The following is an 11,916-nucleotide window of genomic DNA, read 5'->3' as shown; positions in this document are numbered from 1 at the left end:
GACCTATGGGGAGGTCCGGTTGCACGCGGTGATCCTTGCCGGCGGCAAAGGGGTGCGGCTGAAGCCGTACACCACGACGCTGCCGAAACCCCTGATGCCCATCGGGGACAGCCACTCGATCCTGCAGATCGTGCTCGACCAGCTCGCCTCACGCGGGTTCACCTCGGTGACCCTGGCGATCAACCATCTCGGCCCGCTGATCCGGGCCTTCGTGGGCGACGGCAACAGGTGGGGCCTGACCATCGACTACAGCGAGGAGGACCGGCCGCTGTCCACGGTCGGCCCGCTGTTCGGCCTGAAGGACCGGCTGCCCGACGAGTTCCTGGTGATGAACGGTGACGTCCTGACCGACCTGGACTACGGCGACCTGCTGCGCAGCCACCAGCTCTCCGGGGCCGGCCTGACCCTGGCGACCTCCGAACGGGTGCACCGGATCGACTTCGGCGTGCTCGACGTGGAGGCCGGCCGGGTGGTCGGGTTTCGGGAGAAGCCGTCGCTGCACTACCCGGTCAGCATGGGTGTCTACGGGATGTCCCGGCGGACCCTGGAGCCCTACCCGGCCGGGCTGGCCCTCGGCTTCGACCAGTTGGTGCTGGACCTGCTCGCCGGTGGTGACCCGCCGATGACGTACCCGTTCGACGGGTTCTGGCTGGACATCGGCCGGCCGGAGGACTACGACGAGGCGAACCGCTCGTTCCCCCAGCTCAAGCCGATCCTGCTGCCCAACCGACCGGGGCCGATCGAGGTCGCCGTCGGTGAGAGGGCCGACCCGCTGGCCGTCGCGGACCTGCCGGGCGTCGTGCGGGCCGGGGAGCTGACGTGACGCGGGTGCTGCTCTTCGGCGCGTCCGGTTTCATCGGCGGGCACGCCCGCGACGCGTTGGCGGCGGACCCCCGGGTGACCGAGGTGATCTGCCCGGGGCGGGCCGCCCACGACCTGCTCGACGGCACGCCGGCCGCACTCGCAGGGCTGCTGCGCGAGGTCGCCCCCGACGCGGTGGTCAACTGTGTGGGAGCCCTCACCGGCTCCGCCGCCCAGTTGGTCACGGCGAACACGTTGGTCGCGGCGAAGCTGCTGGCGGCCACCGCCGACGCGGCGCCGCAGGCCCGGCTGGTCCGGCTCGGCTCGGCCGGGGAGTACGGGCCGGTGCCGGACCGCGTCCCGGTCACCGAGGAGGCCCCGGCCCGGCCGGTCAGCGAGTACGGCGTCAGTCACCTGGCCGGGACCCGCCTGTTCCAGCTCGCCGGGGAGGCCGGCCAGGTCGACGCGGTCTCGCTGCGGGTCTTCAACCCGATCGGTCCGGGCATGTCGCAGGAGAACCTGCTCGGTCGGGCGGCGGCCCGGTTGCGGGCCGCGCTGGCCGACGGGGCCACCGAGATCACCCTGGGGCCGCTGTCGGCGTACCGGGACTTCGTCGACGTGCGGGACCTCGCCACGCTGATCGTCGCGGCGACGCTCACCCCCGGACTGCGGCACCGGGTCGTCAACGCCGGCAGCGGCCGGGCGGTCACCGCCCGGGAGGCGGTCGGGTTGCTGGCCGGAGCGGCGGGCTACGACGGCCGGATCCGCGAGGCCGGCGTCGGGCCGCAGCGCTCGCAGGCGGTCGACTGGATCCAGGCCGACATCGGTCGGGCCGGCGAGCTGGGCTGGTCGCCCGTGCGCGACCTGGAGACATCGATCAAGGACATCTGGGCCGCCGGCGAGGCGCGGTGAACCGCGCGGACCGCTCCCCCATCACGACACACCCGCAAGAAACGAGAGGACACCGCATGAGTACGAAGATCGGGGTCGTGGGCCTGGGCTACGTGGGGCTCACCCTCACCGCCGCCCTCGCCGACAAGGGCTTCACGGTGTACGGCGCGGACGTCTCGCCGGCGGTGCTGGACGCGCTCTCGCACGGCCGGCCGCACATCTTCGAGCCCGGCATCGAGGACGTCTTCGCCGCCCACCTCGGCAAGAGCATCCACGTCGCCGCCGACCTGCCGAAGGACACCGTCGACGTGGCGGTGATCAGCGTATCGACGCCGGTGGACAACATGACCCACCGCCCCAACCTGGCGAACCTGGCCGCCGCCGCCCGGGTGGTGGCCGGCAGCTGCCGCCCGGACACCCTGGTGGTGGTGCGCAGCACCGTGCCGGTCGGCACCAGCCGCCGGGTGGTGCTGCCCGAGTTGCAGGCCGTCTGGGGGGAGCGGGTCCGGCTGGTGATGGCCCCGGAGCGCACCATCCAGGGGCAGGCGCTGCGGGAACTCGTCGAGCTGCCGCAGGTGGTCGGCGGCCTGGACGACGAGAGCCTCGCCGCCGGAATCGAGTTCTTCAACGGGCTGGCGCGCACCGTCGTCCCGGTCTCCGGGTTGGAGACCGCCGAGTTGGTGAAGCTGTCGAACAACTGCCACACCGACCTGATCTACGCGTTCGGCAACGAGATCGCGCTGATCGCCGAGCGGCACGGCCTCGACCCGCTGGAGGTGATCCGGGCGACGAACGTCGACTACCCGCGCCCGGATCTGGCCAAGCCCGGGTACGTGGGCGGCGGCTGCCTCTCCAAGGACCCGTACATCATGATCGACAGTGCGGGTGACCGCCGGCCGTTCCTCGTCGGCAAGGCCCGCCAGCTCAACGAGTACCTGCCGATCCACGTCGGCGAGACCGTGGTCCGGATGCTGGTCGAGGCGCGCGGGCGCAGTCTCGGTGCCCGGCTGGCGGTGCTCGGCTGGGCGTACAAGGGCTGGCCGGCGACCGACGACATGCGTGGCACCCCGATCGAGCCGATGATGCGGGTCTTCTCCGCCGCCGGGGTCACCGTCCTCGGCCACGACCCGATGGTCACCGACGACGTGATCCGGCAGTACGGCGGCGAGCCGGTCAGCCTGGACAAGGCGTTCACCGAGGCGGACGCCGTACTGATCATCAACGACCACCCGGACTACCGGGCGCTGCGGGTGCCGGAGGTGCTCGGCGCGACGCCGCCGGCCTTCGTCTACGACTCGTGGCGGGTGCTCGACGGCGATGCGGTCATGGCCGCCGGGGTCCGCTATGCCGGACTCGGCTACCTGCCACCCGCGCCGACCGGTCCGGGCGACGACGGCGGTGCGGTCGGCGCCGTTGCCGGTGCGGGCGCGTCGGCCGCCGGGGCGGTGTCCGCATGAGGGCCCTGCTGCTCGGCGGCGCCGGCTTCATCGGCCTGCACCTCGCCCGCCGCCTCGTCTCCGACGGTCACCAGGTGACGATCGTGGACGACTTCTCCCGGGGCCGGGACGACGCCGACCTCGACCTGCTGCGCGCCGATCCGGCCGTGCAGGTGGTCTCCGGCGATCTGACCAGCCCGGCCACCTGGGCCACCCTGCCCACCGGCTGGGACCAGATCTATCTGCTCGCCGCCGTCGTCGGGGTGCGCAACGTGGAGCAGGACCCGGCCCGGGTGATCCGGGTCAACACCCTCTCCGCGCTGCACCTGCTCGACTGGGTGGCCCCGGGTGAGCGGGTCTTCTTCGCCTCCACCAGCGAGGTCTACGCCGGGGGCGTGACGGCCGGGGTGGTGCCGGTGCCGACGTCCGAGGCGGTGCCGACGATGATCTCCGACATCGCGGCCCCCCGCTTCGCGTACGCGGCCAGCAAACTGCTCGGCGAGGCCGCGTTCCTGCACACCGCGCGGGCCCGGGGCTTCGAGACCGTGGTGGGCCGGTTCCACAACGTGTACGGCCCCCGGATGGGTGCCGACCACGTCATCCCGGAGATGTCCCTGCGCGCCCTGCGGGGGGCCGATCCGTTCCCGGTCCCCGGCGCCGACCAGTACCGGGCGTTCTGCCACGTTGACGACGCGGTCGAGGCGATGCTGCGGCTGATGGGGGCACCGGCCGCCGCCGGTCAGATCGTGCACATCGGCAACGACCGGGAGGAGACCAACATCGGCGACCTGGCCAAGCTGGTCCTGCGGGTGGCCGGGGTGAGCCCCGCCATCGCGCCCGGGACCGCGCCGCCGGGATCGGTCGCCCGCCGCTGCCCGGACCTGTCCCGGCTGCGGGAGCTGACCGGCTACGAGCCGAGCGTCAGCCTGGAGGAGGGCGTCCGCAGCACGTTCGCCTGGTACCGGGAGCACGGGTGGGCGTGATGAGCCGACGCCCCATCTGCTTCTACTACGGCGACGGCCGCCTGCCCGAGCTGTCCCGGTACGTGCGGGTGGTCCTGCAACCGGACTTCTACCGGTCGGCCGAGCTGCGCTACCTCGCGGAGCAGGACGTGCAGACCCTCGGCTACCTGTCGCTGTCGGAGGACCAGGGGCCGCCCGCGCCCTGGCAGCGGCAGGAACGCAACCCGGACTGGGGCGGCGCGTTCGTCCACGTCGACCACCCGGACTGGGTGGCGCACGTGGTCGGGCAGGCCAAGCAGGCGATCGCGCAGGGCTTCGCGGGGCTCTTCCTGGACACGCTCAACGTCGAGCTGACCTTCCCGGAGGACGTGCCGCACCTGCTCACCCTGGTCGCCGCCATCCGGGAGGAGGCCCGGCCGGCGTACCTGCTGGCGAACCGGGGTTTCGGCATGCTGCCCCGGCTGGCCGAGATCGTCGACGGGATCGTCTTCGAGTCCTTCTCGGCCCGGTGGACCGACCAGGGCTACGCGCCGTGGCCGCCCGACGTGCTGGAGTTCCACGCCCAGATCGCCGAGCAGCTGCTCCAGTTGGAGCTGGACCTCTACAGCCTCGACTACGCCGACAGCCAGGGGTTGACCGACTTCGCCGAGCGCCGGGCCCGCCAGTTCGGGCTCCAGTCCTCGGTCAGCGACCGCGCCCTGTCCCGTACCTGACCACCCCAGCCGGGGTGGCCGCCCCGGCGGGTCGGGTCTGGTCCGGGCCCGACCCACCTCGAACACCCGCCCCCGCCGGGCCGGGACCGGATCGCGCGTCGGCACCACGCGCGACCGTCTCCCACCCGACGGGGGCGGGGTTGCGGGCGGCAGGCGAACGGCGGGTCAGGGCTTCGCGGCGTCGAGCGCGGGGGCGAGCGGCAGCAGGGCGGCCCGGACGAGGTCCGGCAGCGGCCCGGACGGCACCACGAAACCGGCCATCGACGGCACCTCGGTCGCGCCGTGCAGCCACTGCCGGAGCGCCACCCTGGCCGCCGCGCCGACAGCGGCGGCGAGCACCTGGGCGGCCAGGGGTCCGATGCCCGGACAGCGGGTGGTGACCGCTGCGGCGAGCGGCTCCTCGAACGTGGTGAGGGCCTCGACGTAGCAGGCGCGCAGCGCGGGGCTGGCGGCGATCATCAGCAGCGCGGCGGGCGGGTGGTCACCGGGGTCGGTGTACAGCCCCGCGACGGCGTCGATGACCGCGTCGCCGAGACCGACCCCGGCGGGCCGGGCGAGCACGGCCGCCGCCGCTGTCGCCGCACGGTCCGCGGCGACCCCGGCGACGATCGCCTGTTCCCGGCTCGCGAAGTAGTTGTTGTAGGTCCGGGGCGACACGCCGGCCGCCTGGGCGATCTCCTCGACGCGGACGTTGTCCGGCCCCCGCTCCAGCGCCAGGCGCAGCGCCGCCGACTGGAGCGCCTCGGGGACCGTCTCGACCATCTGCTGACCGACCCCAACGGCCGCGCCGAGCGCATGGCCGAGATCAGTGACCGCCTCGGCCGGTTCCTGCGCAGCACCGTGGCGGCGGTCCGCGAACGCTTCCACGGGAAGGTCACCTACGCCGCGATCCCGTTCGAGGGCGTCGACTGGGACCTGTTCGACGTGGTGACCCTCGAACTCATCCGGTCGGCCGAGGTCGCCGACCAGTTCCGCGACGGCGTACGCCGGCTGGTCGACCAGCCCAAGCCGGTCGCCGTCACCGGCTTCGGCACCGCGACCTGGCGCGGCGCGGGTGATGTCGCGCCACGCAGCATGGAGATCATCGAGTACGACGCGACCAGCGGCACGCCCCAGCGACTGAACGGGGTGTACGAGCGCGACGAGGACGGTCAGGCCGCCTACCTGCGCGAACTGCTCGACATCTTCGACAGCGAGGGCGTCGACAGCGCCTTCGTCCACCTCTTCGCGTTGCCCAGCCTGCCGCACCGGCCGGACGGCGATCCCCGGTACGACCTCGACCTCGCCAGCCCGGGATCGTCAAGGTGCTCGACGGCCGCACCGGCGACACGTACCCCGGGCTGCCCTGGGAGCCGAAGGCCGCGTTCGCCGCCGTCGCCGAGCACTACTCGCGCCAGCCTGCGGCCGACCGGCACGGCTGAACGGACGCGGTCCGCCCGACGGGCGGTGCCCGGGATGCCGGACACCGCCCCTCACCGCAGGCGCAGCCCCGCGACGAGGAGCCCGACCATGCGGCGGGCGTCGTAGTGGGGGGCGCGGCCGGCGCAGAGGTTGCCGACGGCGAACAGCAGTTCCTCAGCGTTGGTGTCGGGACGGATCTCGCCGGCCTCGGCGGCGGCGTCGAGCAGGTGGGCACACGCGGGGACGAGGTGGTCGAGGAAGTACCCGTGCAGCGTCTCGAAGGCGGCGGAATCGGAGTTCAGCGCCTCGGCGAGGCCGTGCTTGGTGGCGAGGAAGTCGACGAAGAGGTCGATCCAGGCGGTCAGGGCGGCGTGCGGCGTACCGCTGGTGGCGAGCAGGGTCGGCGCGGCCTCGGCGCACGCCTGCACCTGGTGCCGGTAGACGGCGACGATGAGGTCGGCCCGGGTCGGGAAGTGGCGGTAGATCGTGCCCACGCCGACGCCGGCCCGGGCGGCGATGTCGCGTACCGGTGCATCGACTCCGGCGGCGAGGAAGGCTGCGGCGGCAGCCGCCAGCAGGGTCGCCTCGTTGCGCCGGGCGTCGGCCCGCTTACGCGGGGTCGATGTCCCCGAACCGCGGTCGCTGCCAGCCACCGTGCCCGCACCCCCTTGGCAAACGGAACATCGTTCCGTATATTCCTTAGCGGAACGCGGTTCCGCTTGACCCCATGATGCCAGAGCCCCCGGCTGGGGACCAGGCCGCGTCACCATCTCCCTGCCCCCATCCCGCCCGGAGGAACAGTCATGCACTACCGCACCCTCGGCCGCACCGGCGTGCAGGTCAGCACCCTCGCGCTCGGCGCGATGAACTTCGGTGCCATCGGCCGGACCAGCCAGGACGAGGCCACCGCGATCATCGACGCCGCCCTGGCGGGCGGGATCAACGTGATCGACACCGCCGACCGGTACAGCCAGGGCGAGTCGGAGGAGTTGGTCGGCCGGGCGATCGCCGGCCGCCGCGACGACATCGTGCTGGCCACCAAGGCGACCATGCCGATGGGCGACGAGCGCAACCACCAGGGCAGCTCCCGACGCTGGCTGGTCACCGCGCTGGACGACAGCCTGCGTCGGCTCGGCGTCGACCACGTCGACCTCTACCAGATCCACCGGTGGGACCCGACGACCAGCGACGAGGAGACCCTGTCCGCGCTGACCGACCTCCAGCGGGCCGGCAAGATCCGCTACTTCGGCTGCTCGACGTTCCCGGCATACCGGCTCGTGCAGGCCGAGTGGGCCGCCCGGGAGCACCACCTGGGCCGGTACGTCACCGAGCAGCCCAGCTACTCGATCCTGCAACGCGGCATCGAGGCACACGTCCTGCCGGTCACCGCGCAGTACGGGCTGGGCGTGCTCGCCTGGAGCCCGCTCGCCTCCGGCTGGCTGTCGGGCGCGGTCCGCGCGGGCCGGGAGATCAGCACCCACCGCGCGGACGTCCTGCCGCAGCGCTTCGATCTCACCATCGCCGCCAACCGGGCCCGGCTCGACGCGGTCGAACAGCTGGCCAAGGTGGCCGACGGGGCCGGGCTGACCCTGATCCAGCTCGCCCTCGGGTTCGTCACCGCGCACCCCGCCGTGACCAGCGCGATCATCGGTCCCCGCACGATGGACCACCTGCGGTCCCAGCTCGCCGCCGCCGACACCGTGCTCACCGCCGACGTGCTCGACGCGATCGACGCGATCGTCGCCCCCGGCGTCGACCTCGCCCCGGACGAGAAGCACGACACCCCGCCGGCCCTGCTCGACCCGGCGCTGCGCCGCCGCTGAGCGCCGACACCGGGCGGTCGGTGCGCCCGCCCCACCGGCCCCTGACCGCCGTGGCCCAGCTCCGCTCCGCCCGGGGGTACGCCGTGCCCACCGGCGTGGCCCGACGCCGTGGCCCGACGACCGTTGGACGAGCCCGGCGGGGGCTGGCCGGCCCTACCGACGGCTACGCCCCGGCCGGTCAGCTCACGCAGAACACGTTGCCTTCCGGGTCGTGCATCGTGACGTAGTAGAAGAGGTCGGCCGGGTCGTCGCCCCGGGTCCGGCGCTGGACGGTCGCGCCGATGGCGACCAGCTCGGCCACCTTCGCCTCGACGATCTCGATCCGCTGCGCCTGGGGCAGGGCGTCGTCCCGGCCGGTGGGGTAGATGTCCAGGTGGAGCCGGTTCTTTCCGGCCCTCGCCTCCGGCACCCGCTGGAACCAGATCGGTGGGCGCAGCCCGGCCGGGTCGAACAGCCGATCCTCGAATGCCGCTTGCCCACCCAACCGGCCGCGGAAGTGCGCGTGCCAGGTGGTCTGCGGCTGCGTCGGCGGCGTCGACTGGTAGCCCAGCGCCTGCGCCCAGAACCGGGCCAGCAGGGACGGGTCGTTCGCATCGATCGTCAGCTGCCAGAACACCATGTCCCCACCCTAACCGTGCGGCAGACAACGCCCGGCAGCGAGAGCGCCGGTGCCCGGCACAGCTCGGCACGGGCGGGTCCGCCACCTGTGGTCCACTGCCGGCGACCCGCCCCGGGGGCCACCTACCGGGTGGGCTGGGCGGCAAGGGGGAAGGTGACGCCGGTCAGTTCCTCGGAGACCGTCCACAGGCGACGGGCGACGTTGCCGTCCCGGGCGGCCTTCGACCGGCCGACGAGCTTCGGCGCACCGCGCCCTTCGAAGAAGCCGTCCGGCCCGGCGTAGCTGCCGCCCGGGACGTCGGCCACCGCCGCGTAGAGGGTGGGCAACGCGCCGTCGTCGCCGCTCTGCGCGAAGCGGTTGACCAGTGTCGTCTGGAGCCGTTGCCGCAGGGAGCGATCGTTGGCGAGGTGCCCGAGCAGGTTGGTGGCGGCCAGGCCGGGGTGGGCGGCGGTCGCCAGCACCGGCGAGCCGACCTCGGCGAGGCGGCGGTGCAGTTCGGCGGTGAACAACAGGTTCGCCAGCTTCGACTGGGCGTACGCGGGGAACGCCCGGTAGGGCCGGCGCTCCCAGTTGGGGTCGGCGAAATCGATCTTTCCGGCCCGGTGCGCGGAGGAGGCGACGGTGACCACCCGCCCCTGGATCTGGGGCAGCAGCAGGTTGGTGAGCGCGAAGTGCCCGAGGTGGTTGGTGCCGAACTGCAGCTCGAAACCGTCGGCGGTACGGCCGAGCGGCGGGATCATCAGCCCGGCGTTGTTGATCAGCAGGTCGATCGGCCCGACGCAGCCCTCGGCGAACGCGCGCACCGAGGCGAGGTCGGCCAGGTCGAGCCGCCGCACCTCGACGTCGCCGGTCATGCCCGCAGCGGCGGCCTGGCCCTTGGCGAGGTCGCGGGCGGCGAGGACGACGCGGGCACCCCGGGCGGCGAGCGCCCCGGCGGCGACCCGGCCGATGCCGCTGTTCGCGCCGGTGACGATGACGGTACGGCCGGTCAGGGTGGGGATCTGGGCGGTCGTGAATGTTGTCATGGCCAACAATGTATACGGCGACAACAATGTCGGCAACGACGACATCTTTCCGGCTACCATGACCGTCGTGCCCGCGTACCACCATGGAAACCTGCGGTCGACGCTGCTCGCCGCCGCCGAGAGCAGCCTGCGCCAGCACGGCGCGGGCCAGCTCTCGCTGCGCGAACTGGCCCGGGAGGTCGGCGTCAGTCACGCCGCGCCGCGCCGGCACTTCCCGGACCGGCAGGCGCTGCTGGACGCCCTCGCCGAGGCCGGGTTCGCCCGGCTGCACGCGGAGCTGCGCGCGGCGCTCACCGCCGCCGGGCCGGACTTCGGGCCGCGCCTGCACGCCATGGCCGCCGCCTACCTGCGGTTCGCCACCGAGGACGCCGCCCTGCTGGAGCTGATGTTCACCGCCAAGCACCGGGAGGGGGCCGACCATCTCGTCGTCGCCGCCGCCGGGCCGTTCGGGCTGATGCACGAGTTGATCGCCCAGGGGCAGGCCCAGGGCGTGCTGGAGCCCGGCCCCCCGGAGCACGCCGGCATCGTGCTGTTCGCCACGTTGCAGGGCATCGCCACCCTGGTCAACGGCAACCTGGTGGCAGCAGAGCTGCTCGACGGGATCACCCAGACCGCCGTCAACCAGTTCATGCGGGGGTCCCGCCCCCGTTAGCGGGCGACGTCAGCCGCCGAGCGGCGAGATGCGGGTCACGTTCGGACGTGTCACCGGGCGGTGGGCTGCCCCGTCTCAGGGGGTGTAGCCATGAACGACCGCAGAGGAGCACATCATGGACGCCCGACTGAACTTCCTCGCCGCCCCGACCGCCGGCAGGGCCCTCAAGCACATGATGTCGGCGGGCAAGGCGTTGAAGGAGTCACCGCTGCCGACCGCCACCCAGGAGTTGGTGGCGCTGCGCGTGAGCCAGATCAACGGCTGCGCCGTCTGCGTCGACATGCACACCAAGGACGCCGCTGCGGCGGGCGAGACGTCGGTGCGGCTGAACCTGGTCGCGGCCTGGCGGGAGGCCACGGTGTTCACCGAGGCCGAGCGGGCCGCGCTGGCACTGGCGGAGGAGGGAACCCGGGTGGCGGACGCGGCCGGCGGGGTCAGCGACGAGGTGTGGACGCACGCCGCCAAGCACTACGACGACGAGCAACTGGTCGCGCTGGTGTTCCTGATCTCGTTCATGAACCTGGCGAACCGGATGAACATCATCACCCGGCAGCCGGCCGGCGCCTACCAGCCCGGACAGTTCCACTGAACGCATCACGGCCACCGGCTCGGGGGGCTCTCTGGCGGACCCCGGGCCACCGGGCCGCAAGCCCGTTCCGGCGCGGACGGGTGCCCCGGGTGGGTCGGTCAGGCCAGGCTCACGAGGACTTCGGTCAGCTCGGACGGGGTGCCGTGGAGGCGGCACATCTGGTCGATGTCGAGTGCGCGCAGCGGCGTCTGCCCCGCCTCTACTCGGTACATCGTGGCGCGTGGCCACTCCAGGTCGGACGCGGCGGCCTACAGGCCGAAACCGGCCGCTTCCCGGGCCTGTCGTAGCAGTCGGCCGAGTTACCTTCTCGGCACGGTCGGGCCGATCTCCGTCCCGGACACCATCCTTCCTGTCTCACCACGACACGTCATCAGGCACGCCGTGCGGTGCTTTTCGCTTCGTCGCCCCACAAGGTCCGTCATACGGGCGAATGTCTCACCTGGAGCATTGCACGGGTCGCCGCTGTTCTCGGATCGTGGCTGGCAGAGCGCCTGTCGACGAGCAATGGAGGTGGCGCGTGGCCCGATGGAAGTGGTTCCAGCGATAAGATCATCCGATCGATGTCGTCGGTCATCCGCCCCCGCGCGACACGCTGACCCGCCCGAATCACCGGCCAGAGTAGACGGATCGGCCGAACCAGGCCGACCGCGATCTAACCTGGGGCGAAACAGCGGTATCGCCGCGCCGGGAAACCGCAATATCGGCTCAGGTGAGTCGATCACGCCACGCCGCCTGCCCGGCACACCCTGCGGGGAGGGCGGGACGGGACGGTCGGCGTGGAACAGCCCGACGGTGATCTTCGCGCGGGACTGGCCACTGATGACCCCGGCCGCGCGGTGGCGGGCCCGGCACGCGGTCGAGGAGCACCGCCGATGAGGCCATCGCCCCGGCGCACCCCGGCGAGCGGGGACGAGGATCGACGCGTCCAGCGGGGCACCCGCCATGTGTGAGGGGCGACCCGAACCGCCGTTCCGCGTCCTGATGGTCGGCTACCTGGTCGACTT

The 11,916-nt window shown here is 72.8% G+C and carries 13 protein-coding genes and 1 pseudogene; 9 read left to right on the top strand and 5 right to left on the bottom strand.

Annotated features, from left to right (window positions below; genetic code table 11):
- The first annotated feature begins 28 nt into the window (after positions 1 to 28).
- The 5 genes from GA0070216_RS14805 to GA0070216_RS14785 are packed head-to-tail and all read left to right on the top strand — an operon-like array spanning position 29 to position 4,803.
- Positions 29 to 823 (top strand): nucleotidyltransferase family protein, encoded by a 795-nt coding sequence (locus GA0070216_RS14805; RefSeq protein WP_245722524.1) that lies wholly within the window; start codon positions 29 to 31, stop codon positions 821 to 823.
- Positions 820 to 1,713, top strand: coding sequence for an NAD-dependent epimerase/dehydratase family protein (locus GA0070216_RS14800; protein ID WP_091245735.1), 894 nt, complete (start codon positions 820 to 822; stop codon positions 1,711 to 1,713). The genes GA0070216_RS14805 and GA0070216_RS14800 overlap by 4 nt, the downstream gene beginning before the upstream one ends.
- A 56-nt stretch (positions 1,714 to 1,769) precedes the next feature.
- A complete protein-coding gene (locus GA0070216_RS14795; RefSeq protein ID WP_245722510.1) occupies positions 1,770 to 3,149 on the top strand; it encodes a nucleotide sugar dehydrogenase in 1,380 nt (459 codons plus the stop codon).
- On the top strand, positions 3,146 to 4,111 hold the full coding sequence (locus tag GA0070216_RS14790; protein WP_091245727.1) for an NAD-dependent epimerase/dehydratase family protein: 966 nt from the start codon (positions 3,146 to 3,148) through the stop codon (positions 4,109 to 4,111). Before GA0070216_RS14795 ends, GA0070216_RS14790 begins: the two co-directional genes overlap by 4 nt.
- Positions 4,111 to 4,803, top strand: a complete 693-nt coding sequence (locus GA0070216_RS14785) for a hypothetical protein (protein WP_245722509.1) — start codon at positions 4,111 to 4,113, stop codon at positions 4,801 to 4,803. The genes GA0070216_RS14790 and GA0070216_RS14785 overlap by 1 nt, the downstream gene beginning before the upstream one ends.
- 165 nt (positions 4,804 to 4,968) lie before the next feature.
- Here GA0070216_RS14785 and GA0070216_RS14780 read toward each other — a convergent pair whose 3' ends face one another.
- Positions 4,969 to 5,565, bottom strand: coding sequence for a TetR/AcrR family transcriptional regulator (locus GA0070216_RS14780; RefSeq protein ID WP_091246226.1), 597 nt, complete (start codon positions 5,563 to 5,565; stop codon positions 4,969 to 4,971).
- A 33-nt stretch (positions 5,566 to 5,598) separates the two neighbouring features.
- On the opposite strand from GA0070216_RS14780, the gene GA0070216_RS14775 reads away from it, so the two are divergent.
- Positions 5,599 to 6,330 (top strand): glycoside hydrolase family 113 protein, encoded by a 732-nt coding sequence (locus GA0070216_RS14775; RefSeq protein WP_218108209.1) that lies wholly within the window; start codon positions 5,599 to 5,601, stop codon positions 6,328 to 6,330.
- On the opposite strand, the gene GA0070216_RS14770 is transcribed toward GA0070216_RS14775, so the two are convergent.
- On the bottom strand, positions 6,276 to 6,857 hold the full coding sequence (locus tag GA0070216_RS14770; protein ID WP_091245721.1) for a TetR/AcrR family transcriptional regulator: 582 nt from the start codon (positions 6,855 to 6,857) through the stop codon (positions 6,276 to 6,278). The genes GA0070216_RS14775 and GA0070216_RS14770 overlap by 55 nt on opposite strands.
- 150 nt (positions 6,858 to 7,007) lie before the next feature.
- Here GA0070216_RS14770 and GA0070216_RS14765 point away from each other — a divergent pair, with 150 nt between their 5' ends.
- On the top strand, positions 7,008 to 8,027 hold the full coding sequence (locus GA0070216_RS14765) for an aldo/keto reductase (protein ID WP_091245718.1): 1,020 nt from the start codon (positions 7,008 to 7,010) through the stop codon (positions 8,025 to 8,027).
- Between the two features lie 178 nt (positions 8,028 to 8,205).
- Here GA0070216_RS14765 and GA0070216_RS14760 read toward each other — a convergent pair whose 3' ends face one another.
- Complete coding sequence (locus tag GA0070216_RS14760; RefSeq protein WP_091245716.1) at positions 8,206 to 8,646, bottom strand: VOC family protein; 441 nt, start codon at positions 8,644 to 8,646, stop codon at positions 8,206 to 8,208.
- Between the two features lie 122 nt (positions 8,647 to 8,768).
- Positions 8,769 to 9,671: an oxidoreductase gene (locus GA0070216_RS14755; RefSeq protein WP_091245713.1), complete on the bottom strand. Its 903-nt coding sequence runs from the start codon at positions 9,669 to 9,671 to the stop codon at positions 8,769 to 8,771.
- On the opposite strand from GA0070216_RS14755, the gene GA0070216_RS14750 reads away from it, so the two are divergent.
- Both GA0070216_RS14750 and GA0070216_RS14745 read left to right on the top strand, forming a co-directional pair.
- Positions 9,670 to 10,323, top strand: coding sequence for a TetR/AcrR family transcriptional regulator (locus GA0070216_RS14750; protein ID WP_245722508.1), 654 nt, complete (start codon positions 9,670 to 9,672; stop codon positions 10,321 to 10,323). The genes GA0070216_RS14755 and GA0070216_RS14750 overlap by 2 nt on opposite strands.
- Positions 10,324 to 10,438: 115 nt before the next feature.
- Positions 10,439 to 10,912 carry a carboxymuconolactone decarboxylase family protein gene (locus GA0070216_RS14745; protein ID WP_091245708.1) on the top strand — a complete coding sequence of 158 codons (474 nt, stop codon included), beginning with the start codon at positions 10,439 to 10,441 and terminating at the stop codon, positions 10,910 to 10,912.
- Positions 10,913 to 11,010: 98 nt separating this feature from the next.
- On the opposite strand, the pseudogene GA0070216_RS36410 reads toward GA0070216_RS14745, so the two are convergent.
- A pseudogene (locus tag GA0070216_RS36410) lies at positions 11,011 to 11,148 on the bottom strand (helix-turn-helix domain-containing protein); the annotation flags it as partial.
- Positions 11,149 to 11,916 lie beyond the last annotated feature (768 nt).

It is taken from the genome of Micromonospora matsumotoense, from assembly GCF_900091525.1.
GTDB lineage: Bacteria > Actinomycetota > Actinomycetes > Mycobacteriales > Micromonosporaceae > Micromonospora > Micromonospora matsumotoensis.
Note: the sequence above shows the minus strand (reverse complement) of the source record. Positions and strands in the feature narration are given on the sequence as shown.

Coding starts and splice junctions, on each gene's coding strand:
- GA0070216_RS14795 (WP_245722510.1), top strand. CDS start 1,770: ATGAGTACGAAGATCGGGGTCGTGGGCCTGGGCTACGTGGGGCTCACC.
- GA0070216_RS14790 (WP_091245727.1), top strand. CDS start 3,146: ATGAGGGCCCTGCTGCTCGGCGGCGCCGGCTTCATCGGCCTGCACCTC.
- GA0070216_RS14785 (WP_245722509.1), top strand. CDS start 4,111: ATGAGCCGACGCCCCATCTGCTTCTACTACGGCGACGGCCGCCTGCCC.
- GA0070216_RS14780 (WP_091246226.1), bottom strand. CDS start 5,565: ATGGTCGAGACGGTCCCCGAGGCGCTCCAGTCGGCGGCGCTGCGCCTG.
- GA0070216_RS14775 (WP_218108209.1), top strand. CDS start 5,599: ATGGCCGAGATCAGTGACCGCCTCGGCCGGTTCCTGCGCAGCACCGTG.
- GA0070216_RS14765 (WP_091245718.1), top strand. CDS start 7,008: ATGCACTACCGCACCCTCGGCCGCACCGGCGTGCAGGTCAGCACCCTC.
- GA0070216_RS14760 (WP_091245716.1), bottom strand. CDS start 8,646: ATGGTGTTCTGGCAGCTGACGATCGATGCGAACGACCCGTCCCTGCTG.
- GA0070216_RS14750 (WP_245722508.1), top strand. CDS start 9,670: ATGGCCAACAATGTATACGGCGACAACAATGTCGGCAACGACGACATC.
- GA0070216_RS14755 (WP_091245713.1), bottom strand. CDS start 9,671: ATGACAACATTCACGACCGCCCAGATCCCCACCCTGACCGGCCGTACC.
- GA0070216_RS14745 (WP_091245708.1), top strand. CDS start 10,439: ATGGACGCCCGACTGAACTTCCTCGCCGCCCCGACCGCCGGCAGGGCC.